16 protein-coding genes are annotated in these 26,046 nt (G+C 60.9%); 13 read left to right on the top strand and 3 right to left on the bottom strand.

Annotated elements, in window-relative coordinates; translation table 11 throughout:
• Positions 1-29: 29 nt before the first annotated feature.
• Genes ACILSI_RS08925 through ACILSI_RS08935 form a run of 3 tightly spaced genes read right to left on the bottom strand, consistent with a single transcriptional unit; the run spans position 30 to position 3,177 of the window.
• A complete protein-coding gene (locus tag ACILSI_RS08925; protein WP_395721519.1) occupies positions 30-641 on the bottom strand; it encodes a response regulator in 612 nt (203 codons plus the stop codon).
• Positions 638-2,176 carry a sensor histidine kinase gene (locus ACILSI_RS08930; RefSeq protein ID WP_395721520.1) on the bottom strand — a complete coding sequence of 513 codons (1,539 nt, stop codon included), beginning with the start codon at positions 2,174-2,176 and terminating at the stop codon, positions 638-640. The genes ACILSI_RS08925 and ACILSI_RS08930 overlap by 4 nt, the downstream gene beginning before the upstream one ends.
• On the bottom strand, positions 2,173-3,177 hold the full coding sequence (locus ACILSI_RS08935) for a PepSY-associated TM helix domain-containing protein (protein WP_395721521.1): 1,005 nt from the start codon (positions 3,175-3,177) through the stop codon (positions 2,173-2,175). The genes ACILSI_RS08930 and ACILSI_RS08935 overlap by 4 nt, the downstream gene beginning before the upstream one ends.
• 143 nt (positions 3,178-3,320) lie before the next feature.
• Between ACILSI_RS08935 and ACILSI_RS08940 the strand changes: the two genes are divergently transcribed.
• From ACILSI_RS08940 to ACILSI_RS09000, 13 genes are all read left to right on the top strand, one after another.
• A complete protein-coding gene (locus tag ACILSI_RS08940; protein ID WP_395721522.1) occupies positions 3,321-4,856 on the top strand; it encodes a sensor histidine kinase in 1,536 nt (511 codons plus the stop codon).
• Positions 4,853-5,470 carry a response regulator gene (locus ACILSI_RS08945; protein ID WP_395721523.1) on the top strand — a complete coding sequence of 206 codons (618 nt, stop codon included), beginning with the start codon at positions 4,853-4,855 and terminating at the stop codon, positions 5,468-5,470. Before ACILSI_RS08940 ends, ACILSI_RS08945 begins: the two co-directional genes overlap by 4 nt.
• Positions 5,471-5,542: 72 nt before the next feature.
• On the top strand, positions 5,543-8,650 hold the full coding sequence (locus ACILSI_RS08950; RefSeq protein WP_395721524.1) for a DUF4394 domain-containing protein: 3,108 nt from the start codon (positions 5,543-5,545) through the stop codon (positions 8,648-8,650).
• Positions 8,651-8,714: 64 nt separating this feature from the next.
• A complete protein-coding gene (locus ACILSI_RS08955) occupies positions 8,715-10,871 on the top strand; it encodes a glycosyl hydrolase (protein ID WP_395721525.1) in 2,157 nt (718 codons plus the stop codon).
• A 33-nt stretch (positions 10,872-10,904) separates the two neighbouring features.
• A complete protein-coding gene (locus ACILSI_RS08960) occupies positions 10,905-11,759 on the top strand; it encodes a hypothetical protein (RefSeq protein ID WP_395721526.1) in 855 nt (284 codons plus the stop codon).
• Between the two features lie 52 nt (positions 11,760-11,811).
• Positions 11,812-12,618: a carbon-nitrogen hydrolase family protein gene (locus ACILSI_RS08965; protein ID WP_395721527.1), complete on the top strand. Its 807-nt coding sequence runs from the start codon at positions 11,812-11,814 to the stop codon at positions 12,616-12,618.
• 20 nt (positions 12,619-12,638) lie between these two features.
• Positions 12,639-13,619, top strand: coding sequence for a prenyltransferase/squalene oxidase repeat-containing protein (locus ACILSI_RS08970; protein WP_395721528.1), 981 nt, complete (start codon positions 12,639-12,641; stop codon positions 13,617-13,619).
• 30 nt (positions 13,620-13,649) lie between these two features.
• Positions 13,650-15,122 (top strand): PKD domain-containing protein, encoded by a 1,473-nt coding sequence (locus tag ACILSI_RS08975; RefSeq protein WP_395721529.1) that lies wholly within the window; start codon positions 13,650-13,652, stop codon positions 15,120-15,122.
• Between the two features lie 103 nt (positions 15,123-15,225).
• Positions 15,226-17,616, top strand: coding sequence for a PSD1 and planctomycete cytochrome C domain-containing protein (locus ACILSI_RS08980; RefSeq protein WP_395721530.1), 2,391 nt, complete (start codon positions 15,226-15,228; stop codon positions 17,614-17,616).
• A gap of 2 nt (positions 17,617-17,618) precedes the next feature.
• Positions 17,619-19,022, top strand: a complete 1,404-nt coding sequence (locus tag ACILSI_RS08985) for a DUF1501 domain-containing protein (RefSeq protein WP_395721531.1) — start codon at positions 17,619-17,621, stop codon at positions 19,020-19,022.
• On the top strand, positions 19,019-22,816 hold the full coding sequence (locus tag ACILSI_RS08990; RefSeq protein WP_395721532.1) for a DUF1592 domain-containing protein: 3,798 nt from the start codon (positions 19,019-19,021) through the stop codon (positions 22,814-22,816). The genes ACILSI_RS08985 and ACILSI_RS08990 overlap by 4 nt, the downstream gene beginning before the upstream one ends.
• Positions 22,817-22,825: 9 nt before the next feature.
• On the top strand, positions 22,826-24,157 hold the full coding sequence (locus tag ACILSI_RS08995; RefSeq protein ID WP_395721533.1) for a DUF1552 domain-containing protein: 1,332 nt from the start codon (positions 22,826-22,828) through the stop codon (positions 24,155-24,157).
• Between the two features lie 80 nt (positions 24,158-24,237).
• Positions 24,238-26,046: a GMC family oxidoreductase gene (locus tag ACILSI_RS09000; RefSeq protein ID WP_395721534.1), complete on the top strand. Its 1,809-nt coding sequence runs from the start codon at positions 24,238-24,240 to the stop codon at positions 26,044-26,046.

Below are 26,046 nucleotides of genomic sequence, written 5' to 3' on the forward strand. Positions count from 1 at the left end.
GAGGTGGAACGTAGTCTCGAGCACTCTCGTTACGCCAAAGCTTCAAGCGCCCGCAAGCTGGCTGCCGTGCGGCTTTCGACACCTACCTTTTCGAAGATGTGAATGGTGTGCTTCTTCACCGTGGCGATGCTGAGACCGAGGATATGGGCAATCTCGTGGTTTCCTTTGCCCTGAGCCACCCAGAGCAGAACCTCGGCCTCGCGGGGAGAGATGCCGAGTTTTTCGAGCGGCTTCGGGTCATCGAAGTTCGGCGCGAAGCTCTGCTTTTGCTGCTTTGCCCGCTCCAGGCGTGTCCGTACGGCTTTGAGCAGGTCGTTTCGCGAAACGGGCTTTGGCAGGTAGTCGTCGGCACCAAGGTTCATTCCTTCACGAATGTCCGGCGGTGTGCCTTTGGCGGTCAAAAAGATGAACGGCACGGCTTTCAGCGCCGCGTCGGCCCGCAGCCGGGCGAGCACCTCGTGGCCGTCCATGCCGGGCATCATGATGTCGCATAAAATGAGCGCCGGGAGCTGCTGCGCGGCCATTCGCAGGCCTTCGAGGCCATTGTCTGCGGCGTGGACCTGGTACCCGGCCAGCGAGAGCATCTCGCGCAGGTTTTCGCGCAGCGGCGCGTGGTCTTCGATGAGCAGGATCGTGGTCATGCGGGCAGGGTGACGACGGTTTGAGTTCCCCGGCCTTCCTCGCTCTGAATGGTGAAAGTACCGCCACAGAGTGCCACGCAGCGTTTCACCACCGCGAGACCTAATCCGGTGCCCGCGATGTCGCTGACGTTGGAAGCTCGATGGAAGGGCTGGCCTAACTGCGCGAGATCAGCGGCAGGAATGCCGATGCCTTCGTCGGTAATGAGAAAACGCATAGCTTGATCGAACACTTGAACGGCAAAGATCACCTTGCTTCGAGGCTTCGAATACTTCACCGCATTAGACAGCAAATTGACGAAGATACTGCGCGAGAGCAAGGCGTCGAGCGGCCTTGGGGCAGCGTCAAAGGTTGCAACATCTGCTTCGATCTCGCATCTCCGCTGCGTGGCGATCTGGACCTCCTCCACGATTTCGCGGCAGAATTCGGCGACATCCATCGGTTGTGGATTGACCTTCATCGCGCCGGACTCGATGCGGCCGAGTAGGAGCACCTGCTCCACCATCTCGTTCATTCGGCCTGTGGAGGATTTGATCTGCGTGAGGAGTTCGAGCCGTCGTGATTCGCTGAGCTGGCCTGCATGAGCCTCCAGCAGTTCCGCGCCAGAAAGGATGACGCTCAGCGGCGTGCGGAACTCGTGGGAGACACTGCTGACGAACTGGTTTTTCATCCGCCCGAGTTCGCGCTCGGCATCCAGAGCGGCGCGGAGTTTGCCGGCGCGAGCTGCGATGATGACGAGGATGGACAAGGGCACGACGCTGAGTGCCAGAGCGGCGAATCCAATCCATGGTGTGGGTGTGCCATACTCGCGGCTGAAGCCTGGGCCGCGTGTGACGGACACGGTCCACTCTGTTTTGTTTTCGCCATCGCTGATGAGCTTGCGCCGCTCGGAGGGATCAGGCGCGTCTTCGGCGGAGACGGGACGCGCGTGAAGCACCGCGCCACTCAAGAGCGGCAGCGCCGGATCGTGGCAGAACGATTCGAGATCGAGCCAGCCAAGCATGTAACCGATGACCAGCGTGTTGTCGGCAGGCGAGGTCATAGCCCCGGCGACCACCAGGGTGCTCTTGGAAGGATGCGCGCCGAACACGAGTGGTGCGGTGCTCAGACGAGCCTGTCGCAATGCGGAGGCCAGCAGCGGATTCTCCGCGAGGTTATCCCCCACCTTCGCGGAGGTGCCACGGCCCTTCTGCCAGAGGACGGGGATGCTTGTTTCAGTCTCATGACCGGCATAGGCGATGGCCCGCAGATGTGTGATCCGGGTCTCCCAGCCAGAGGGCGGGATGCCTTTCGGAGGCCGGGCAGGGTTCTCCAAATAGCGCCACTGATTGCGCATGATGTTGAGGAAGTTCTGATGGCGCAGCGTGTTGATCTTGAGCTGCTCCACGAGCACCTCCGTCGCGGTGTCAAAGAGCCTAGCGTCCCGCTCTCTCGCCGCCCTGAAGGTGACGAAAGCAATCGCCGCAGGCACCAGCGCAAAAGCCAGCGTGAGCGCCGCGAGCGCGCGGGGTTGCTCGATCCAGCGCGGAGTTTTCATGACGATTTGCGTTTCAGCCAGAGCACATAGCCGCTCACCACCTGGAGCAGCAGCGCCACGCAGGTGAGAAAGGCCAGCCAGCGCGTGGCGGCTCCGCCGATGCTGCCCGTGTGGAGGGAGAGTTGCGCCATCTGGTATTTTTCCATGAGCGTGCCTTCCCGCGAGCTGTGCAGGCCGAGCACGCCGCCATCGAGCCGGCTGATGAAGGCCACGCTACGCCCGGCGGGTGATCCATCCTCCGGAAATGCGAGCTGGATGCGAAACACCGGCCTTTGCGGAGGCGGCATCTCCACGGAGGCGGCTCGGGCACCAGGCAGCGCAGCTTCGGCGAGCCGGACGGCCTCATCCACGCTGAGAAGCGGCTGCACAGGTTGTGTGAAAGGCACCTGTGGCGGCTGCGGATGCTCCCCATGGATGTAACGCAGCGTGAGGCCGGTGATGCAGAGGATGAGCAGGAAAACCGACGAGTAGAGGCCCGCGACGCTGTGCAGATCGAGATTGAAACGGCGGAAGTTCGCGCCCTTGCGAAAGCCAAAGATGCGCAGAGGCCACCACAGCCACAAACCGGAGAACGCGAGCCCCAGCGTGATGCAAGTGGCCACCACCACGACGGTGCCGCCAGTCGGGCCTTGAAGCAGATTCACATGCAGCTTCATCATCGTCTGTTCCCATCCGCCCATGCGTGGCCGCGTGCCGAGCAACGTGCCATCCTTGGGATCGAAATGAAAGGCCTGCGGCCCGGCAAAGAGCACGAGCGCGTCGGTTTCATCACGCGGCAGGCGGATGCCCTGCACACGCGGCTGGCTGGCCAGCACGGAGGAGATCGGGACCCGGTCGGTCTTCGCGGTGGCCTCCTTGGGACATAAATCCGGTCGCAGCCAGCGCTGGATCGTCGGCTCGAACACCAAGGCACTGCCCGAGAAGGCGATGACGAGAATGACCGCACCCGCGAGCACGCCAGCCCAGCGATGGGTCCACAAAAGAGCGCGTCGAAAATTCATGCGGGGATTTCAGCCTGCATCGCGACCGGATGCAAGGCCCATGAGCGGTGACTGATGCTCCCAAAGGAGCATGTCTCCGGGAAGCTGCGGAATACCTCTTCAGAGGTATTGGCGGCGGTGGCTAGCGGTGTAGGGTGCGGTTGATGAAAAGAGTCCGCTGGATCGAGCAGTCGCGTTTGCTGGCACTGCTGGCGCTCGTGTTTGCGCTGGTGCCGGCATGGCTGGCTGTGCGGACGTATCGCGATGGACTGCGGAAGGATGCGCTGGTTTATCAGACGACCATGAAGGTGCTGGCGGAGCAACTCCTGCGCAGCTTTGAGCGTCAAACCTACCTGCCTCGCGAGGTGCGGCAGCAGGCGCGGAATTTGGATGAGGCTGGTCTGCTGGCAGGAAAGATGGCGCTTGCGTTTCCATGGCAGCAGAGGCTGCCGCATCTCCTCGCCATGGGCTATGCGCGACGAGAGAGCGGGCAGCTCATCCTGCGATGGTTGAGCGATCAGCGATCGCCCGTTGCGGCTTTGGGGAATGATCTGCTACAACAGCGCGGCGTCGCTGATGCGCTCAAAGCTGCGCCTCCTAAAGATCCGTTTGCGACCCTGGGTTGCATGGTCGATCCCAAACTCATGCTGGTGCTGCTGGCGATTCCTGGCACATCACCCACGAGTGATTCGCGTGGTTACATTGTGGCGTGGATTGATCTCGAATCGTTGTGTGGAGACCATGAACTGGAGTTGATCCGTGACGACGTGCTGTCAGCCGCGCCTCAGGCGACGATGCAAGCCTCGTCGGACATCGAGAGTTTTGTGCCGGTCAGTGACGGCGCGGCAACGTGGGTGGTCCGTATTCGGCGTGGCGCGGGGTTTGAAAAATATGGCGCTCCCACGCCGTGGCTGATGTTCATCGCGGTGGGGGTGAGCACGCTGCCGCTGTTATTGCTCGCGTCACTGGCCGGGCGATCTGCACGTCTCAGCGCATCGCTGGAGGCCGAGCGCGAGGTGTTGCGGCAGCAGCGGTTCTTCACGCAAAGTGTGTCACATGAGTTTCGCACGCCGCTGGGCATCATCCAATCAGGCGCGGATTTGCTGGATCAATATGCGGAGCACCTGACGCCCGAGCGCCGCCGGGAAGTGCTGGATGAGATCCGCGACAACACACATCAAATGACGGCGATGGTGGAGCAGGTGTTGTTTCTGGGGCGCATGGAAGCCGGAGGCACTGCGTGTCAGAGGAAACCTGTGAGCCTGGCCGCCATCTGTGAAGAAGCTGCGCAACGCATGACCAAAGCAGTCGGTAGCGAGCGCCGCATCAAGGTGCGTGCTCCGCAGTGTGAGGTGATGCTCGATCCGTTGTTGATCGGCAGCCTGCTGGAGAACGTGTTGGGCAATGCGGTCAAATACTCGGAGCCAGACCAGCCGGTGACTCTGGAAGCTGCCGCCGATGATGAGCGCACGACGCTTGTCGTTCGCGACGAAGGCATCGGCATCCCCTCCGCCGATATTCCGCGAGTGTGTGATCCATTCCACCGCTGCACCAATGTGGGGGAAGCTCCGGGGACGGGGCTTGGGCTGGCGATTGCGAGTCGATGCGCTGCTTTGCACGGAGGCTCGCTGAACATCGAAAGCGCCGAGGGCAAGGGAACTACGGTGACCATCACGATTCCCACCAATGCTGTAACATGACCACGATTCTGCTCATCGAAGACAACGCGAGCCTGCGGCGAAACATCGCGCAGATCCTCACCATCGAGGGCTATCAGGTGCTGAGCGCAGCCGATGGGGCCACGGGATTGCAAATGCTGCGTGAGTCGAAGCCTGGGCTCATCCTGTGCGACATCATGATGCCAGGCATGGATGGCTACGACATCCTCGCGCAAGTGCGTGCCGATCCAGCTCTCGCCTCGCTGCCATTCATCTTCCTCACGGCAAAGGGAGGCATGCCGGACCTGCGCACCGGCATGGCGCTCGGTGCGGACGATTACCTGCCAAAGCCCGTCTCCAGTGGCGATCTGCTCGCTGCCGTGCGCACACGTTTGCAGCGTCACTCGCAGGTTCGCGCGTTCACGCCGAGCTTCGAGGATGCCACACCGCTGGAGAAGCTGGGCATCTCGCCGCGCGAGGCGGAGATCTTGCTCTGGATGGCTCAGGGCAAGAGCAATGGCGACATTGGCACACTTTGCGGCATCAGCGTTGGCACGGTGAAGAAGCATGCGAATCACATCTTCGAGAAGCTGGGTGTCGAAGGCAGAACGAGCGCAACGCTGCGTGCTCTGGAAGTGCTGGCGGAGTCGAGATGATCGCTGCTGCAAGTTGATTACCACCTTCGATCCATTGTGAGTTTCCCTGGCCACGCGAGCCTTGGCCCAGTCATGAGAAACCTTCACGCCTTCGTTCTTCTACTCTCCATCTGCCTGACGAATCGCACGCTTGCCGCGACTTATGATGTTGGCCCCGGCCGACCGCAGACCATGCTGCGCGATGTGGCGTGGGCCAATTTGCAGCCAGGTGATGTCGTCAACATTCACTACAAGCCCGGCGGCTATCATGAGAAGATCCAAATCTCCGCGAGCGGCACGGCGGCGCAGCACATTGTCATCCGTGGCATTCCTGATCCGACAACCCACGCGCTGCCAATCATCGACGGCAAGGATGCCATCGAAGATCCCGCGTTTGACCCCCGGCATCCCAAGTTCACCGAGTGGAGCGTCATTCTCGTGAGCCCGCGCCAGAGCACCTATGTTTACGGTGCTTATAACATCAACTTCGTGGACATCGAGACGCTTGATATTCGCAACGCCACCTACACGGGCGATGGCAGCATCACTTACACGGACAAATCCGGCACCGTCCGCGGCTACGGCGCATTTGCCGCAGGCATCTACATTGAGTGGGCGCACGATCTCACCATTCGCGGCTGTGAGGTCAGCAACTGCGGCAACGGCATCTACGCGAACTCCAAGAATCCGGGTTTTCAGATCACCCGCCGCCTGCTCATCGAAGGCAACTACCTTCACGACAACTCCAACCCTCCGATCCCCAACCCCACCGACCCAAATGGCGTGCCCTTGAGCAACGGCTTCGGCGAACATCACATCTACGTGGAGTGCGCTGGCAGCATCATTCAATACAACCGCTTTGGCGGCTTGCGCCCGAACGCCCACGGCACGGCGATCAAGAATCGCTCGTCAGGCATCGTCATTCGTTACAACGAGTTCGTCATGGATGGCCAGTCGAACGTCATCGCCATGCCCAACGCCCAGGCTGGCACTGGCGAGATCGATCTCCAGCCTGACTACCGCGACGCCTACGTCTATGGGAACCTCATCACCATCAAAGATTACCCAGGAAGCATCACCGCCTTCATGTGGGGTGCGTTTGATGGGGCGCCGCTCTACGATCCCGTGTACCGCGGCACGCTGCATCTGTATAACAACACGATCGTGAGCCATCACTCCGGTCTGACTCTCCTCCTGCTTCCAGGTAGCAGCTACACCTCCAATGCGACCAGCACCAACCCGACGCATGAGAATGTCGATTGCCGGAACAACATCTTCTACACCGATCCAGCGCTCCAGGCAGGCATCTATGACGCCTTTCGTTTCATCAACAGCGGCACCACCAATGGCGGCGGCGATATCACCCTCGGCAGGAATTGGATCAGCCCCGGCTGGCGCAAAACGGCCCCCAGCCAAGCCTGGTCCGGTGAATTGATCGGGACCGATAACTTGATCGTCGGCGATGCGCTCGGCGCGAATGATCCGCACTTCATCGACATGAATGCGCGCGATTATCATGTGCTCACGCCGTCGAACATTCTGGATGTTGGCGAGGTGATCGCCGGTCTGCCACTCGATCTCACGGTGATGCGTGAGTATGTATTCCCGCAGAGCTCTCAGGCACGCACGTTGCAAGGCATCGCGACGGATCTCGGTGCGTTGGAGAGCACCGGACTCGCCAGCGTGCCACCGCCAGGGGGCGCATTGCAATTCAGCGTCGGCAGCTTTAACCGCAGCGAGTCTGGTGGCTCGGCATCCATCACGGTCACGCGGTTGGGAGGTGCCTTGGGCGCAGTGGGCGTGAGTTTTGCCACCGTCGCTGGTGGCACCGCCGCTGACGGAGCGGACTATGCAGGCAGCGTCGGCACGCTGGCGTGGGCCGATGGCGACAGCGCGCCGAAGATCTTTGTGGTGCCCGTCTTGAATGACACCGAGATCGAAAACGCCGAGACGATCAGCCTCGCGCTCTTCTCGCCTAGTGGTGGAGCCGTGCTCGGAGTGATCGACACCGCGACGCTCATGGTTCAAGACGATGACACGCCGCCGTCCACGCTCATGTATGCGCTCGGCCACACGAGCAACGCGCTCTTTCTGTTCAAAACTCACGCGCCCGGCACGCCGCTGAGCTTCACGATCCCGAGCGGACTCGTGGCAGGCGATTCCTTGCGCGCCCTCGCCGTGCAGCCAGTGACCGGAAAGCTTTTCGCTGTCGGCACCGCAGGCGTGCTCTACACGGTGAATCCATTCACCGGCGTCGCTGTCGCTGTTGGGCCCGCACTTTCACCAGCCCCCACGGGTGAGACAATGGACCTCGCGTTTGATCGCGTGACGGGGCGTCTGCTTTTGTTCACGACCTCTGGGCAAAATATCGTGATCAACTCAGCCACTGGCGCAGTGATTTCCTCCGAGACCGCTCCAGCCTACACTGCGGGCGATGTGAATGCGGCTGCCACGCCGCAGATTGTTGGTGCAGACTTCGCGTGGATCGGTGGTTTACAATCAGTCTATGGAATCGATGCTGCTCGCGACACGCTAGTTAGCATCGCCACTCCTGCGACGGGACAGCTCGCCACTATCGGCATGCTTGGCTTTAACACCGAGACGCAATCTTCGCTCGAGATTCCATCAGGGGCCGCGTTTGGCTGGGCCAGTCTGAGCCTGCCAGGAGCGACCGGGTCAGGCCTCTACGCCGTCAATCTCGGCAAAGGAACCGCCATCTTCCAGGGTGCGATTCGTAACGCCGAGCTCGTGCGTGACATCGTCGTCGCGCCGCCACGCGACGTTTGGAGACAGACGCGTTTTGGCGCGGATGCAGGCGATCCGCAGATCGGCGGAGATGAAGCCGACGCGGATCACAATGGCGTCAGCAACTTGATGGAATACGCGCTTGGTGCGCAAGTCGGCAACCCGCCTTCGGCGTTCATGCCAGTGCCCGGCTACGCTGGCAATTACCTGTCGCTGAGCTTCACTCGCACAGGGGCCGCCGTTGATGTGATCTACACCGTTCAAGTCTCCGACGACCTCAGCACATGGCAGGATGGCTCCGTTTACTCGCCGTATGGCGTCACACCATCGAATGCCATCACCACCGAAATATCGCACACGGCTGCGGGTGGTGCGGAGTTCATCACGGTGCGCGACAACGTGGCTATTGGCGCTTCGGGTCATCGGTTCATGAGGCTTCAAGTCACAGCACCTTGACCGATGAGGGTCATGCTCCCGCAGGTGCATTGTTCGTTTTGCGATCAGGCCGGACAGTCGGCGCATGAAAGCAACACTTCTTCTTTCGCTCGTCTCCCTCTCCGTCATCGCGGGTCCGATCCAGAATGGCGGCTTTGATAGTAATCCGGCGAACCTCGCGCAAATCACTCCCTGGCAGGTGAATGGCACGACGGTCGGCCTCAGCGTCACGCGCACCACTTCGGACTTCACCTCATCACCTCTCTCGCTGCGCGTGACGGGTCGGGGCGCGGCGACGGATGGGCCGGTGCAGCAGCAAAACGTGCTGTCTGCACTGACGAACGGCGCGACGTATGTCACGCGCTTCAAGATCAAATCCGACAGCCAGGCACAGATCCGCTGCCTATTGTTTGTAGCCTCCAGCATTGCGCAAACACCAATCCTGATGGCGGAGACAGTGGTGCGCAGTGATCGCGTCGGCCAGTGGATCACCGTCGAAGGCTGCGCACCGGTCACATGGAATGGCACGCCGACAGCAGCACGGATGTATTTTGCCGTGGAGCAGCTTCATCCGGGTGCCGCACCTGTCAGCGCCTTTCCCTCCTACAACCTTGACGATGTCTTCATGGAACTCGACAATGATGGCGATGGTCTGAGCAACGCCGAAGAGACCACGACGAATCCTAACTCGAAAGACACCGACCTCGACACACTGCCGGACAAATGGGAACTGGCGAACGGCCTCAATCCGAACTCCGACACCGACGCAGCGCTGGATGCAGACAACGACGGGCACAGCAACAAGATTGAATATTGGGCGAACACGAACCCACTCAGCGTCGCCTCCTATCCCGGCATCACGAGTGATCCACTCGCCAGCACGGCGACGAAAGCGTTGCTGTATTATCTGCAAACACGCGGCGCTCGCGGCAGCGGTCGCTACCTCACGGGGCAGCAAGCACACGACATCGCCAATGGCGACTACACGAACTATGTCGTCGGATTGAATACGCTGATGACGAATGCGGGCTACCCAAGCTGGGTCTCCGTGCTCGGCATCACAGCGGAAGGCCCCAGCGCCGCGCAGCCTTTGCAAATCACGGCCAGTGGGCCTGTCGGACGCTCCTACATGGATGCGGGCGGCCTAGTTGTGCTCCATTTCACGCCGCGCAATCCATGGACGAACAACTTCAACGGCGACAAGACCGGGGTGGACATCGCCGACCTGCTCACACCTGGCACCGCGGCCAACTTGCGCATGATCGGCTGGATGGATGCCATCGCGGCGGAACTCGCTCTCTTTGGCCCGGATCGTCCAGTGATCTTCCGCCCGTTCTCCGAGCAAAACGGAAGCTGGAACTGGTATGGACGGCTCCAGCAAAGTGAATTCGTCACCATGTATCGCTGGTTTCGCGACTACATGGTGAACGTCAAAGGTCTGCACAACATCATCTGGACCATTGAGGGCCACATCGGCATCCATCGCCCCGTGGGCACGAGCAATTCTGGCGCGGCCATGGACTACTATTACCCAGGCGATGATGCCATCGACCTCGTCGGCTTCAGTGCCTACATCAGCGGCTGGAATCCCGGCTTCGATGCCGACACGCAGTCGCGCCTGCATCCCAAAGCCTTCGCCATCACCGAAGGCGGCCCGCCTGCAAATGAGGACGACGTGCCCAACGCCTACAACTCCACCTACCTCCCTGCTCTCGACACCTGGTATCCACGCAGCGCCTTCTTCGTCATCTGGAACAGTTGGCCCACCGGCCCGAACGTGGCGATCAAGGACAACCCCAACTACGTCCCGCTGCTCACCGACCCACGCGTGACTAACCGTGAAAACGTGAACTTTCTGAACACCACGGCATACTGGCAGGCGGCGAATGGATTGATGAACCAGAAACTCACCGACGACGCCGATCACGATGGTCTGGCTAATGTGCTGGAAGCCGCGATGGGTACGAACCCACTCATGCCGGACAGTGCCGCGATGCCGGTGCAAAGTTTCTTCACAATCAGCGGCCTGAGTTATTCAGCCCTCACCTTCACGCGTGATCCTGCCATCGCAGATCTCATGCCCGTGGTGGAATGGTCGAGCGATCTCCTCGACTGGAGCTCCGCGGCCACCACCGAGGTCTCCCGCGTGCTCTCCGGCGGACTCGAAACCATCACCGTGCGCTCGAATGTGCCTGTGGGAGCCGGGCAGCAGTTCCTGCGGGTGAAGGTCGATGTGCCGTGAGATTTTAGATGCGTCGGGCGTTCACGCTTCACCATGACACGCACCACTCTCCTCCGCTGCCTTCTCGCCCTCTGTCTCGCCACATTCGCGCGAGCAGACGCTCCACCAGCAGGCCTTCGCATCCTCACCGCAGGCCACAGCTTCCATGTCTGGATGCCAGGCCTGCTCCTTGAGGCGGCGAAAAACGCTGGCATCACTGGTCACCAGCAAGTCGGCCTCTCCTCCATCGGAGGATCGCGCACGATCCAGCATTGGGACGCGCAGGGCGACAAACAGAAGATCAAACCGGCGCTCATGAAAGGAAAGGCGGACGTGCTCACCCTCTCGCCCATCTTCCTGCCCGATGCCGGCATCGAAAACTTCGTGAAGCTCGGGCTGGAGCACAATCCGAAGCTCCGCATCACCGTGCAGGAATTCTGGATGACGTTTGATGACGGATCGCTCTGGGGCAAACCGCTCAACGGCAAAGTCGTGGACCGCGACAGCAAGACGATGGCTGATCTCCACGCGGCGCATGACGACTACTTCAAGTCCATGGACGACCATGTGCGCGAGTTGAACGCCAAATACGCCAAGGACAAGCCCGCCGTCTTCGTTGTCCCCGTCGGCCAGGCCGTGATGGAGCTGCGCCGCCTCATCATCGAAGGCAAGGCACCCGGCATCGCCAAGCAGAGCGATCTCTTCACCGATCCCATCGGCCATCCGCGCGATCACGTCAAAGCCATCGCCACCTACTGCCACTTCGCCGTCATCTATGGCCGCAGTCCCATCGGCCTGCCGATTCCTGCCGCCATCGCGAAGCTGCCCGAGGCCGAAAAACTCAACGCCCTGCTCCAAAAGCTCGCATGGGACGCCGTCACGCAGCATCCGCTCAGCGGTGTAAAGTAGCCATCTCGCTCCGCGAGATGAGCAAAGAGCTCTCGCATTCGAACTGCCCGCAATGTCCACATTCAAGATCGCCCTCGCGCAAATGCCGGTGCTCGGCGGCGAACCGGATGCAAACTTGCATCATGCGGTTGAGTTCATCACGGCGGCGGCCCAAGCAGGCGCGGCAATCGTCCTGCTGCCTGAAGCACTCGATTGCGGCTGGTGCCACGATTCTGCACTCACCGAGGCAGGTGCCATTCCCGATGGTGACGCCTGCCAGCGCCTTCGGGATGCTGCCAAAACTCATCGCATCCACGTCTGCGCCGGTTTGATCGAGCGCGCAGGCGATCAGCTCTTCAACAGCGCCGTGCTTATCTCACCCGTAGGCGAGATCTTGCTCCATCATCGCAAACTCAACGAACTCGCGATGGCACATCATCTTTATGCCTGCGGTGACCGCCTCGCCGTCACTCACACACCACTCGGAACCATCGGTCTCATGATTTGTGCGGACGGATTTGCGCCCGGCCAGGTCGTGAGCCGTTCACTTGGCCTGATGGGAGCGCAGATCATCCTCTCTCCCTGCGCCTGGGCGGTGCCGCCGGACCACGACAACGTCAAAGAGCATTACGGCGAGCTCTGGCTCGACAACTACGGCCCCGACGCACGCGAATTCAAAATGTGGATCGCTGCCACGAGCAACGTCGGTGTCATCAGCCAAGGCGAGTGGTCCGGCCACAAGTGCATCGGCTGCTCGCTCGTCATGAATCCCGAGGGCACGCCAGCCCTGCGTGGCCCTTACGGCGTGGATGCTGCCGCGTTGCTGATTGTGGAGGTCGGATTGAAGTCGCCTCCGTTTCGCAGCGATGGATGCGTGTGACTCCGAACGTTTAGAGGGTGATGAAGTTCTTCGTTCCGCTCTTTGGCTTTGCCCTGCTGTCATGCGCGGTGGCGGATGAGGCGTCCATCCGCGCCGCCATTGGTAAATCGCTGCCGCTGCTGGAGCGCAGTTCGGTCATCGCCATCGACGAGCGCTCGAACTGCTTCACCTGCCATCACACCGGCCTGCCGGTGATGACTTTTATCACCGCATGCGAACGCGGCTTCAAGATCGACGCGGGCAATCTTCAAACACAGCTCCAGTTCACTGCCGATTTCCTCGCCAAAGGCCGCGCGAACTACCTGCAAGGCAAAGGCCAGGGAGGGCACGCCTTCACCGCCGGATCGGCTCTCTGGACGCTGAAACTCGGTGGTTCGAAGTCCGACGCGAACACCGAGGCCGTGGTCGAGTATTTGCTCGGCCACCAAAAAGAACTCGGACACTGGAAGCCGCCCTCCATCCGTCCGCCAAGTGAGGAAAGCCCTTTCAGCGCTACGTTCTTCGCTCTCGAATCCATCCGGCACTTCAGCACTACCTCACAACAGGACCGCACGAATGCTCGCATCCAGCATGCACGCGACTGGCTGCTCAAAACGCCTGCACAGAACACTGAGGACCGTGTTTTCAAGCTGTGGGCGCTTCATTCCGTCAGCGCCGATACGAAGTCCGCCTCGCAAGACCTCCTCCGTACACAACGCGAGGACGGCGGCTGGGCGCAGCTCGAAAACATGACCTCCGACGCCTACGCCACCAGCACCGCGCTCGTCGCATTGCATCGCACCGGCAGTGTCGCGTCGGATGATCCAGCGTTTCAGCGCAGCTTGCAGTGGCTTCTCAAAGCCCAGCTCCCCGACGGCTCCTGGCACGTCGTTTCACGCGCCAAGCCCTTCCAGAAATACTTCGAGTCCGGTTACCCTCACGGCAAAGATCAGTTCATCTCCATCACCGCTGCATGCTGGGCCACCACGGCGCTTGCGCTGGCTTTGCCTGTCGCGCAATAGCATGCCCATCGTCCGCGTAGTCGTGTCACGATGAATCTCTCCCGCTTTGCGCTGCTCGCTTGTTTTGTTTCCACAGCTCTCCGGGCTGACCTGCCCAAGCCGACCATCGAACCCACGTTGCGCGCGGTCGATCTGACGATCGGTGAGTCTGCCGAGGTGAAACTGGCCGATGGCAGCACGGCCAAGGTCAAACTGCTCGATGTGCAGGAGAAACGCGACTCGATGGCCAAGGCAGTGCGTGAGGCGAAGGTGAAAGTGGAGGTCAATGGCACCGAAGCCTGGCTCACGAGCGCGAACTATAATCTGCCGCAAAGTGTCGGCGGCGTGCAGATCGACTGCCCGATCACGCGCGGTTACAATGCTGACAGCGGTGAGGACTCATGGGGACTCGAAAAAGATGCAAGGCTGCGTCTTTGGCCCAAAGGCTCGCCGTGGATCAATCCGGGTACCTTTGTGTATCCGCTGAAGCAACGCTGGTTCGCCACCTCGACACAGTTCTCCAATGAACCAACCTACGTCGATGGCGGCGACAAGCCGGACCGAGAGAAGATCTATTATCACAACGACCTCGACTTCGGCGGCTGTGAAGGATTGACGGAGGTCATCGCGGCCACGGATGGGCTTGTGGTGAGTGTTTCGGAGAAGACGCTGCCGGGTTACTCGCTCACGCCCGTGAGGCCGCGTTACGATGTGGTGTATGTGCTCGACGAGCGTGGCTGGTATTATCGCTACAGCCATCTGCACACGATTGATCCGGCAATCACGATGGGAACACGCGTGAAGATGGGCCAGCGCATCGGCATCCTCGGCAAGGAAGGCGCAAGCGGTGGCTGGACGCATCTGCATTTCGGCATCAAAAGCCGTCAACCTTCTGGCAAGTGGGGCACGGAGGAGGCCTATGCCTTCGCGTGGGAAGCGTATCAGCGTGAGAACAAGCTCGCCATCATCGCTGTGGCGCGTCCACATCACTTCATTCGTGCTGGCGAGACGATCATGCTTGATGCCTCGAAGTCGTGGGCAGCATCCGGCACTATCAAGAGTCACGAGTGGACCTTCACGGATGGAAAGACCGCCTCCGGTGCGAAAATTGAGCGCACTTACTCGAAACCGGGCGCTTACAGCGAGGTCCTCAAAGTCACCGATGCCGCCGGAAACGTGAGCTACGACTTCGCCATCGTCCAAGTCATCGGCACCGACGAAAAGAACCTGCCACCGACGATTCACCCGACCTTCTGGCCCACCACCGGCCTCAAACCCGGCACCGAGATCACCTTCAAAGTCCGCACCTTCCGCACCACTGGCGGCGAGACCTGGGATTTCGGCGATGGCACGCCGAAAATCAGCGTGAGGTCCGACGGCAACGCCAAAGCCCTCGCCAAAGACGGTTACGCGGTCACGAAGCATGCCTTCGCGAAAGCAGGCGACCACCTCGTCACCGTCGAGCACACCAACGAGCGCGGCGAACGCGCCGTGGGGCACCTTTGGGTGCGTGTTGGTGAGTAGGTTGCGACTGCAAGCTCCTGCCGCCTTTCAACGTCTTTTCGGGGTGATTCGTCTTCTGCCATGCCTTCTGCTTGCCACTTCCGCACTCCGCGCAGATGACGGCATGGCGTTCTTTGAATCCAAAGTCCTGCCGCTGTTGCAGCAGCGCTGCTACGAGTGCCATTCGCATGAGAAGAAGATCAAAGGCGGTCTCGCGCTCGATTTGAAGACGGGCTGGCAGACCGGTGGCGACAACGGCCCGGCCATCATTCCCGGCGATCTGGCGAAAAGTCATCTCATCCAGGCCGTGCGCTATGCCGATCCCGAAACAGAGATGCCGCCGAAGGGCAAACTGGCCGCGAGCGAGATCGAAGTGCTGGAGAAATGGGTCGCGATGGGTGCGCCGGATTCGCGAGTGGCGAAAGTGGCTCCAAAGGCCAGAACCATCGACTTCGAGGCCGGAAAGAAGTTCTTGGCCTTCCAACCCGTGCGCGATGCCAAAGCGCCGGTGGTCAAAGACCCCGCATGGCCGCTTGATGCCATGGATCGCTTCATACTCGCGAAACTTGAAGCCGCCAACCTCAAGCCAGCCACCGATGCCGATGCCTACACCTGGCTTCGCCGCGTATCGCTTGATCTCACCGGCCTCCCGCCGACACCTGAAGCCATTGAGAGCTTCACGTCCGACTTGTCAGACCAGTCCGACTCGTCAGAAGCCCATGCCGCCGTCGTTGACCGTCTTCTGAATAACAAAGCCTTCGGCGAGCGCTGGGCTCGGCACTGGCTCGACCTCACCGGCTATGCGGATCAGATCGGCACCTCGAACAACGTCTTTGCCGAGCATGCGTGGCGTTACCGTGACTACGTCATCAATGGCTTCAATAACGACAAGCCCTTCGATCAGTTCATTCGCGAGCAAGTCGCTGGTGACTTGCTCCAGGCTGATTCACCGCAGAAACGCGCCGAGAACATCATCGCCACCGGCTTTCTCGTGCTCGGCGATGTCGAAATCGTCGCCGTGGACAAGCTCAAGATGGAGATGGACCTCGTGGACCAGCAGGTCAGCAAGGTCGGCACCGCCTTTCTAGGCATGACGCTCGGCTGCGTGCGCTGCCACGATCACAAGTTCGATCCCATCGCGCAGACGGACTATTACGCCATCGCCGGCATGTTCCGCAGCACCGACTCGACCTACAAGACCGACAACGGCGTGTGGAGCAGTGTCCACAAGGCCGAGCTGCCCGAAACAGCCGAGCAGAAGGCCCAACGTGAGCAGCTCCTCGCCGCCAATGCAGCGAAGATCAAAACTCTCAGCGCCGAACGCGAAGCCGCTGAGAAGGACAAAGCCGCGCTGGAGCCTCAGATCGCCAAAGCGACGAAGGAAACCAAGCCCGGACTCGAAAAGAAGCGCGACACGCTGGCCGCCCGCATCAAAGCCATCAATGGCGAAGTCGAGCACGCCAAGTTCTTCGCGCCCATCGCGCCGAAAGCCTTCGCCGTGCATGATCGTGAAAAGCCTGCCGACATGCAGATCACCATTCGCGGCAATCCGTATGCGCTGGGTGATGCGGTGAAGCGCGGCGTCATGCGCGTGGCCTCGTGGTGCGAAATACCGCCGATTCCGGCGAATCAAAGCGGCCGCGTGCAGCTTGCCGACTGGCTCGCTGACTCGCGCAATCCGCTCACGGCTCGTGTCACGGTGAACCGCATCTGGCAGAAGCTCTTCGGCGAAGGTCTGGTGCGCAGCGTCGATTACTTTGGCGTGCGTGGTGAGGTTCCGACGCACCCCGACTTGCTCGATCATCTCGCCACTCGTTTTGTGAACGGCGGTTGGTCGCAGAAGCAGATCATTCGCGCCATCGTGCTCAGCCGGGCTTATCGCATGAGCAGCGCGCACAACGCCATCGCGATGAGCAAAGACCCGGAAAATCGCCTGCTCTGGCGGATGAATCGCCAGCGGCTTGATGCGGAGGCGATTCGCGACTCCATGCTCGCCATCAGCGGCAAGTTGGCGCGTTCGGGAGGAGGAACGGCGCTGCCGCTGGAGTTCCCCGAGAACGTCAGCAGCCTCAGCCCAAAAGCGGTGAATCCACCGGCCTTCAACCTCAAGAAGATGCGGCCCATCCAGGACTTCGAGCGCACGATCTACCTGCCCGTCATCCGCACCGCCGCGCAACCTGCCTCCGCGAAACTGCGAGATGTCTTCGACTTTACCCAGCCCGCGCAAATCTCCGGCAAACGCGCCGAAACCGCCGTGCCAACGCAGGCCTTGTTCCTTCTCAACAGCGACATGCTGCGAACTCGCGCGACCGAACTCGCCGCCGATCTCATGCAGACTGAGTCAAACACAGGCGCACGGCTTGAAACGTTGTGGCTCCGCGTCCTCAGCCGCCCCGTCACTTCCGCTGAACGCGATGATGCCGTTCAGTTCCTCGAATCCGCACCCGCCAAAGCCGCCTGGATCGAGCTGAGCCACGCGTTGCTTTCCTCGAATGAGTTCCTTCTCCGCCTGTGATCATGAACACGACTCCCGCATTCTCCCGCCGCTCCTGGCTGCAACGCACCGCCAGCGGTTTCGGCGCGCTTGCCTTGCACGATCTCGTGCAGGCCGCGCAGACTCCGCTTGCGGTGAAGGCACCGCGTTTTCCGGCCAAGGCAAAGCGAGTGATCTTCCTCTTCATGTCAGGTGGGCCGTCGCAGCCGGATTTGTTTGATCCAAAGGACTACATCAAGCGGATGCATGGCAAGACCATCTCCGCGCCGATCAACACGAACGAGCTCCGCGTTGGCACGGACAAGTTCCTCGCGCTCGCCACGCATGGCGAGGTAAAGCCGCGTGGGCAATCCGGCATGATGATCTCCGATCTGCTGCCGCACACCGCAACCATCGCCGATGAGATCAGTTTGCTGCGTGCCGTGCATTCGGACAACAACCAGCATCAGCCTGCCGCTCTTCAGTTTCACACCGGCGTCACCGCTGATGTGCGGCCGTCAATGGGCTCGTGGATCAGCTACGGTCTCGGCGCGGAGAACAGCAACCTGCCGAACTTCATCACTATCCATCCCGACAGTGACACACGGCTTTACGGCGCCTCCTTCCTGCCCGCCGCGCATCAGGGCACGAAGGTCGTCATTCCGCAGGGCGACAAGCAGTCGCCCATCGACTACCTCGCCGATGTCTCGGGCGATGCGAAGGCGCAGCGCGCGCGCATCGATTTCACCCAGCGCATGAACCGCCGCCTGCTCAAGGGTGCCGAGGTCGATGCGCGGATGGAAGGCATGATCGAGAGCATGGAGATCGCCTTCCGCATGCAAAGCGCCACACCCGAGCTGGTGGACATCTCCAACGAGTCCGAGGCGACAAAAAAACTCTACGGCATCGGCGAAAAGACCACGGACAAAAACGGTCGTGCTTGTTTGCTCGCGCGCCGTCTCAGCGAAGCCGGAGTGCGCTTTGTGCAGGTCACCATGGGCGGCTGGGATCATCACGGCAACATTCGCGATGCCCTGCCGAAGAGCTGCTCCGAAACCGACCAGCCCTGCGCCGCGCTGATCAAAGATTTGAAATCACGCGGCTTGCTCGATGACACGCTCGTCGTCTGGTCCGGCGAGTTTGGCCGCACGCCCTGGAGCCAGGATCTCAGTGGCACCTCGCCCATCCACAAACACGGCCGCGAGCACCAGCCCGAAAGCTTCTGCACCTGGATGGCCGGCGGCGGCATCAAACCCGGCTTCACCTTCGGCGAGACCGACGACTTCGGGTTCCGGCCCGTCTCCGGCAAAGTGCATCTGCATGACCTGCACGCCACGATCCTGCATCAACTCGGCCTCGATCATGAGAAGCTGACGTGGCGGCATCTCGGCCGTGATTTCCGGCTCACGGATGTTTATGGCAACGTCGTGAAGGAGATTCTGGCATGAAGTTCTCCGCCCCGCTTTTGAGCGTCGCGTTATCGGCGACGCTATCGGTTCATTGGGTTAACGCCGACGATTTCCAGAAATCGATCCTGCCTGTCTTGAAGGAGCGCTGCAACACCTGCCACTCCACCGAGAAGCAGAAGGGCGATCTCGATTTGGAGCGCTTCACCAGCCTCGCCGAGATCAAGAAGGAGCCGATGATTTGGGAAGGTGTGCTGGAGCAAATCGAGATGGGCGAAATGCCGCCGAAGAAAGAGAAGCAACTCTCGGCTGAACAGAAAGCCACACTGACAAACTGGACGAGAGGCACGCTGGATCAAATCGCGCTCGCCAATGCGGGCGATCCCGGCCCGGTGGTGCTGCGGCGTCTGTCGAACATGGAATACACCTACACGCTGCGGGATCTCACTGGCATTGAGTCGCTCGATCCCGCGAAGGAGTTTCCGGTCGATGGCGCGGCGGGAGAGGGCTTTACCAATGCAGGCGCGGCGCTCGTGATGTCGCCCGCTTTGCTGACGAAGTATCTCGACGCGGCCAAGGAGATCGCGAATCACGCGGTCTTCACGCCGCATGGTATGCATTGGTCCGCCAGCACCTCGGCGCAGGACTGGACGGATGAGGCGCTCGCCGCCATCCGCGCCATCTACGCACGCCACACGGGCACGGCTGAAGGCACGCAAACCGTCGCCCAAGGCATCAAGCTCGACACGGGCACCGGTGGCGGGCGTTTGCCGCTGGCGAAGTATCTTGATGCGCTTCAGGGACGCGGCAGCGCGGAAGGTTTGAGCGCAAAATATCTCCAAATACTCCGCGAGGCACTCACGAGCACGAATCCGTCGATTTTGCTCAATCCACTGCGGGCGAAGTTTCGCGAGAAGAAACTTACCGCCGCCGACATCAATCCCTGGCAGCAGGTTTTGTGGCGATTCGCCAGCGTGGGACACATCGGCAAAGAAAACGGCCCTAAGGCCTGGCAGGAGCCGGTGACGCCGCTCGTACCGCAGCATGAGATGCGAGTGAAACTCACGTCGGATCGCGATGTGACGCTCTATTTGAGCACCACCGATGCTGGCGATGGCAGCGCGGAGGATGAGGTGATCTGGCAGAATGCACGGCTCGTCGCTCCTGGACGGCCCGATCTGCCGATCAGCGGTCTTCCACCGCTCGTGAAGCATTTGGAAGAGCAACGAGCGAAGATCATCGCGACCACGGAGCAGTGCCTGAATGCCATCGCGAGCGGCAAGGACGATGTGGACGCCACGTTGCTCACGGCATGGCGCGAATACCTCGGCTACGGCACTACGAACCTTGAACCGTTGCTCACCAAGCAGCTCAAGAGCACGCCGGACTATGCTTTCATCCAAGGCTGGCAGGGCGAGCAAGCACTCGGCGTGCTGGCGAACTCGTCAGATGCCACGGTGCGCACGCCGGGCGTGATGAAGGCGCACAGCGTCGCTACGCATCCTTCGCCGAGCCGTTCTTCCGTCATCGCATGGCGTTGTGAGAATGCATGCACGCTCCGCATTCACGGCGATGTGGCCGATGCGCATCCCGAATGCGGCAACGGCGTCACCTGGGCACTCGAAGTGCGTCGCGGCCACACCAGCCAGGTGATCGCCAGCGGCGTGACAAAAGGCGCGATTGTCTTGCCGATGGGACCGTTTGAAAACGTGCGTGTCGAGCCCGGCCAGGTCATCGCGCTCGTCATCGGTCCGCGCGATGGCAGCCACGTCTGCGACCTCACCGCCATCAATCTCACGCTCAGCGATGGCAAGATGACCTGGGATCTTGCGAAGGATGTCTCGCCCAACATCCTGAAAAGCAATCCGCACGGCGCGTGGCACTTCCTCAGCCAGTCGGCCACGCTCGAAGCCGCGCCGGATGTGCCCGCGCCCATCGCCGCGTGGCGGAAGAAGCCATCGGCGGAGCTTGCGGTGAAGGTGCGGCAGTTTTTGGAGAAGGACTTTCCTCTGAACTCAACGCTGCTGAGACCGTTTTTGTCGGATAGGTCCGAATCGTCCGATAAGTCTGACATCAAAGCCAATGCGCCCTCTATCGTCGAAGTAAAAATCCCCGCTGCACTCGCCAGCGGCACGGAGTTCGTCGTCACCGGCAAACTGGCCTCCAAAACGAGCGGTAGCGTTCAAATGCAGGTGCTCACCGAAAAGCCGAAGGCCACCACAAGCCTCGTCGCGGGCAAATCCGAGTCCGCGCAGAAAAGCGGCCAGTGGAGTGACAACAATCTCGTCACGCAGCACAGCGCCCCGATCCTCGTGAACGACGCCAGCGAGCCCCGAAAGCGCTTTGAGACTGCCTTCCATGACTTCCGCGCCCTTTTCCCCATCGCACTCTGCTACAACCGCATCGTTCCCGTGGACGAGGTTGTCACGCTCACGCTGTTTTATCGCGAAGACGAGGCTTTGAAGCGCCTCATGCTCACCGAGGCCGAATCCCGCGAACTCGACCATCTCTGGGACGAACTCCTCTTCGTCAGCGAGGCTCCGCTGAAGCAGGTGGATGCATTCGAGCAACTCTGGCAGTTCGCCACACAGGATGCGAAGCCCAGCGCCTTCGAGCCCATGCGCCAGCCGATCCTCAAAGCCGCCGCCGACTTCAAAGAGCAGCAAAAAGCCGTCATTGAGCCGCAAAAAGCCGCCGTGATCGACTTCGCCTCTCAGGCATGGCGTCGTTCGCTTAGCGCGAAAGAAGTTGCCGCGCTGAAAGCCTTCCCGCCGCGTCTCATGCTCGCCCGCGTGCTCACCTCGCCCGCCTTTTTGTATCGCGGCGAGAAAGCGCCCGCCAAAACCGGCCCCGTGAGCACCCAGGAGCTCGCCACACGCCTCAGCTACTTCCTCTGGTCCTCTGCGCCGGATGATGCGCTGCGCTCCGCCAATCTCCAGGACACCGCAACACTCGCCGCGCAGGCCCAACGCATGCTCAAGAGCGACAAAGTGCGCCGCCTTGCCACCGAGTTCGGCTGCCAGTGGCTGCATGTGCGCGATGTCGCCACGCTCGACGAGAAGAGCGAACGCCACTTCCCCACCTTCCTCGACCTCCGCGACGACATGCAGGAGGAAGTCACCCGCTTCTTCATCGATCTCATTCAAAACAACCGCAGCGTGCTCAGTCTGCTGGATGCGGATCACACATTCGTGAACGAGGAACTCGCGAAGCACTATGGCTTTGATTCGAAAGGCGAATGGCAACGTATCGACGGTCTCCACTCCCAAGGTCGCGGCGGCATCCTTGGTTTCGCGGCAACACTCGCCAAACAAGCCGGAGCCTCGCGCAACAGCGCCATCTTGCGCGGCACCTGGCTCAGCGAGGTCATCCTCGGCGACAAACTGCCGATCCCACCAAACGGCGTGCCCGTTTTGCCCGAGGAAGCCCCCGCCGACCTCACCGAGCGCCAGCTCATCGAGCGCCACAGCCGCGACGCGAACTGCATCGGCTGCCACAAGCGCATCGACCCCTTCGGCTTCGCGCTCGAAGGCTTCGACGCCATCGGTCGCGCCCGCAAAGCCGACACCAAGACCACTTTGCCCGACGGCACGCAGGTCGATGGCCTCGCCGACTTGCGCGAATACCTCCTCACCAAACGCCGCGACGATTTTCTGCGTCAGTTCAGCCGCAAACTCCTTGGTTATGCCCTCGGCCGCAGCGTGCAGCTTTCCGACAAGCCCCTGATCGAGCAGATGGTGAGGAGTGATCTCCGCATGGGCACACTCGTCGATCTGATCGTGCGCAGCCCGCAGTTCAGGGAGGCGCGGGGGAAAGAAATCATCGCCAACCACTGATTCATGAACATGAAAAGACATCAATTCTCCCGTCGAGCCTTCCTGCGCGGCACAGGCGTCAGCATGGCGCTGCCGTGGATGGAGTCCGTCAATGTCTGGGGCGATGAGCCGAAGAAGAACAAACCGGACAGCGAAGCGCCGCTGCGGTTGTGCGTGACGTTTTCGGGCAACGGCTTCCACTCCAAGGAATGGTGGGCGAAAGGCGAGGGGAAGGCGATGGAACTGGGCAAAGTGTTGACGCCGCTGGCGGAGTTTCGCGAGAAGATGCTCTTTGTTCGCGGCTTGTATCACGAAGAAGGGCGGAAGGGGAACATCCACTCCTCGCAGACGGGAAACATGCTCTCCGGTGCTCCCATCGCGAGCGGCGGTGAGATCCGGTCAGGCACGAGCTTTGATCAGATGCTGGCACAAACGTATGGTCGCAGCACCAAGGTGCCGAGCCTCGTGCTCGCGTGCGAGAAGTCGAACCCGTCGGTGCACAAGAACTACTCGATGCTCTACAGCTCGCACATCTCGTGGAGTTCGCCGACCACACCGACGCCGCTGGAGCTTTACCCCGCGCTGGCCTTTGACCGGCTCTTCAAAGACGCCGCTTCACCGGCGGACAAGAGCGTGCTGGATGCCGTTTTGGCTGACGCGCAGGATTTGCGCCGCGACATCAGCACCAGCGATCAGCGGAAGCTGGATGAATATCTCGACAGCGTGCGCGAGGTGGAGAAGCGCATCGAAAACGCGGGCAAACGCGGTGAACTGCAAGGCTGGCGGCCCACTTTGGACAAACCGAACATGAAGCGTCCCGCCGATGGCATCCCGCAGGACATCGGCGAGCACATGCGGCTCATGTGCGACATCCTGGTGCTCGGCTTCCAGACGGACACGACGCGCATCACCACGTTGAAGCTCAACAACGACCACAGCGCCCTGCGTTTCCCGAATCTGCCCAGCATTCAGCAGGCCGGGCACGGCATCGACTACATGATCCATCACCTGCTCAGCCACAGTGACGGCGAGGACTTCCTCAAGGTGAACCAGTTCTTCATGGAGCAACTCGCGTATCTTGCGCGAAAGCTCAACACGATCCAAGAGGGGCCGCGCACTCTGCTCGACAACACGATGCTCATGCACTGCTCCAGCATGATGGCCGGCGCGAAACACGACAACGACCAGCTTCCGGTCATCGTCCTCGGTGGCGCGGGAGGACGGCTCAAAACCGGCCGAGCACTTGACTACAAAGACAAACCCGAACGCCAGCTCTGCCGCCTGTTCATGTCGATGATGGACAAGATGGACGTGCGCTCGAAGACTTTTGGTGACGCGAAGATGATGTTGGAAGAGGTGTAGAACGAACTTCTAAGTGCGTTCATCAATGCGCGTTTTCAGGGCGAACTTGGAAGTTTGCTCTACATTCAGATCCTCCCGCCATGCCTGTCATCACCGCCGACAAACTTCAATCCAACTACGACGTCGTCATCGTCGGCTCCGGCGCGGGCGGCGGGCAGACGGCTTACACGTTGACGATGGAGGGCGTGAAGGTGCTCATGATCGAGGCGGGGCGCACGTTTGATCCGGCGACGGAGGTGGCGATGTTCCAACTGCCGAGTCAGGCACCGTTGCGCGGTGAAAAGACACCGGACAAGCAATACGGCTTCCACGATTGCTCGATCAACAGCGGCTGGGAGATTCCGGGCGAGCCCTACACGAATGCGAACCCGGAACCGGAGAACCAGTTCAAGTGGTGGCGGCAGCGCATGATGGGCGGGCGCACGAATCACTGGGGGCGCATTTCGCTGCGCAACGGGCCGTATGATTTCAAGCCGCGCACACGCTTCGGTGCAGGCTTTGACTGGCCGATTGGCTATGACGATGTCGCGCCATACTACGACAAGGTGGAGATGCTCATTGGAGTCTTCGGCACGAATGAAGGTCTGGAGAATTCGCCTGATTCATCGCCGGGCGTATTGCAGCCCGCGCCAAAACTGCGAGTCGGCGAGCTTTATGCGCAGAAGCATGGCAAGAAGGTCGGGGCGCACATCACGTCGATTCATCGCGCGGTGCTGACGAAGCCTCAGGACGCGGAGACGCTGCCTGCGAAGCTGCATCCGGGCAATGCGAAGGCGCAGGGCATCCTGGCCGAGCACATGCGCATGCGGGCACCGTGTTTTTGGGCGACGGACTGTCATCGCGGCTGCTCAATTCATGCGAACTACGATTCGCAAACCGTGCATCTGCGGCCCGCGCTCGCGACGGGCAACCTCGACATCCTGCCGAACGCGATGGCGCGTGAGGTGACGATCGACAAGCAGGGCAAGGCCACGGGCATCACCTTCATCGACAAGTCAACGGGACGCGAAGGCCATGCCAAAGGTCGCGTCGTCGTGCTTGCGGCGGGTGCAATGGAGTCGGTGCGCTTGTTGTTGAACTCGAAGTCGAATCTCTTCCCGCAAGGCATCGCGAACTCGAGCGGCAAGGTGGGCAAATACATCACCGACTCGGTGCAGAGCAGTGTCAGCGCTCACATCCCGGCGTTCGAGGGAATGCCGATTCACAACGAGGACGGCGCGGGCGGTCCTCATGCGTATGTACCGTGGACGCTGCACGATCAGAATCGCAAAGGTGAGCTGGGTTTCCCTGGCGGCTATCATCTGGAGTTCACAAGCGGACGACAGATGCCGTCGCTCGGCGTGGTGAATGGCATCGACAGTCGAGCGGGCAGCCCAAGCGTGTTGTTTGGTAAGAAGCTCAAAGAGGAAGCGCGTCGGTTCTATGGCTGCCAGCTCGGCTTCGGTGCGCAGGGAACGATGCTGCCAAACGACGGCTGCTTCACCGAACTCGATCCCGAGACGAAGGATCAGTGGGGCATCCACGTGCTGCGCTTTCATTGGAAGTGGACCGACGCGGAACTGAACCTCGTTAAGCATCAGCAGCAGCATATCCGCGAGATCCTCGAAGCGATGGGCGGCAAGGTGTCGAAGCCCGAGACCGATCCCGCGAAGGCGATCAAGCAGGGCGGCACGGTCATCCATGAAGTCGGAGGCGCTATCATGGGCGCGGATGCTGCGTCTTCGGTGACGAATGCGTGGAGCCAGACCTGGGATGTGAAAAACGTCTTCCTTGCCGATGGCGCACCCTTTGCCAGCACAGCGGACAAAAACCCGACGCTCACGATCATGGCGCTGGCCTGGCGCATGGCGGATCACCTCATGGATGAAATGAAGAAAGGAAACATCTGA

This window comes from Prosthecobacter sp. (assembly GCF_044232965.1).
GTDB lineage: Bacteria > Verrucomicrobiota > Verrucomicrobiia > Verrucomicrobiales > Verrucomicrobiaceae > Prosthecobacter.

Coding starts and splice junctions, on each gene's coding strand:
- ACILSI_RS08955 (WP_395721525.1), top strand. CDS start 8,715: ATGAAAGCAACACTTCTTCTTTCGCTCGTCTCCCTCTCCGTCATCGCG.
- ACILSI_RS08965 (WP_395721527.1), top strand. CDS start 11,812: ATGTCCACATTCAAGATCGCCCTCGCGCAAATGCCGGTGCTCGGCGGC.
- ACILSI_RS08960 (WP_395721526.1), top strand. CDS start 10,905: ATGACACGCACCACTCTCCTCCGCTGCCTTCTCGCCCTCTGTCTCGCC.
- ACILSI_RS08980 (WP_395721530.1), top strand. CDS start 15,226: ATGGCGTTCTTTGAATCCAAAGTCCTGCCGCTGTTGCAGCAGCGCTGC.
- ACILSI_RS08990 (WP_395721532.1), top strand. CDS start 19,019: ATGAAGTTCTCCGCCCCGCTTTTGAGCGTCGCGTTATCGGCGACGCTA.
- ACILSI_RS08975 (WP_395721529.1), top strand. CDS start 13,650: ATGAATCTCTCCCGCTTTGCGCTGCTCGCTTGTTTTGTTTCCACAGCT.
- ACILSI_RS09000 (WP_395721534.1), top strand. CDS start 24,238: ATGCCTGTCATCACCGCCGACAAACTTCAATCCAACTACGACGTCGTC.
- ACILSI_RS08950 (WP_395721524.1), top strand. CDS start 5,543: ATGAGAAACCTTCACGCCTTCGTTCTTCTACTCTCCATCTGCCTGACG.
- ACILSI_RS08970 (WP_395721528.1), top strand. CDS start 12,639: ATGAAGTTCTTCGTTCCGCTCTTTGGCTTTGCCCTGCTGTCATGCGCG.
- ACILSI_RS08925 (WP_395721519.1), bottom strand. CDS start 641: ATGACCACGATCCTGCTCATCGAAGACCACGCGCCGCTGCGCGAAAAC.
- ACILSI_RS08935 (WP_395721521.1), bottom strand. CDS start 3,177: ATGAATTTTCGACGCGCTCTTTTGTGGACCCATCGCTGGGCTGGCGTG.
- ACILSI_RS08940 (WP_395721522.1), top strand. CDS start 3,321: ATGAAAAGAGTCCGCTGGATCGAGCAGTCGCGTTTGCTGGCACTGCTG.
- ACILSI_RS08945 (WP_395721523.1), top strand. CDS start 4,853: ATGACCACGATTCTGCTCATCGAAGACAACGCGAGCCTGCGGCGAAAC.
- ACILSI_RS08985 (WP_395721531.1), top strand. CDS start 17,619: ATGAACACGACTCCCGCATTCTCCCGCCGCTCCTGGCTGCAACGCACC.
- ACILSI_RS08995 (WP_395721533.1), top strand. CDS start 22,826: ATGAAAAGACATCAATTCTCCCGTCGAGCCTTCCTGCGCGGCACAGGC.
- ACILSI_RS08930 (WP_395721520.1), bottom strand. CDS start 2,176: ATGAAAACTCCGCGCTGGATCGAGCAACCCCGCGCGCTCGCGGCGCTC.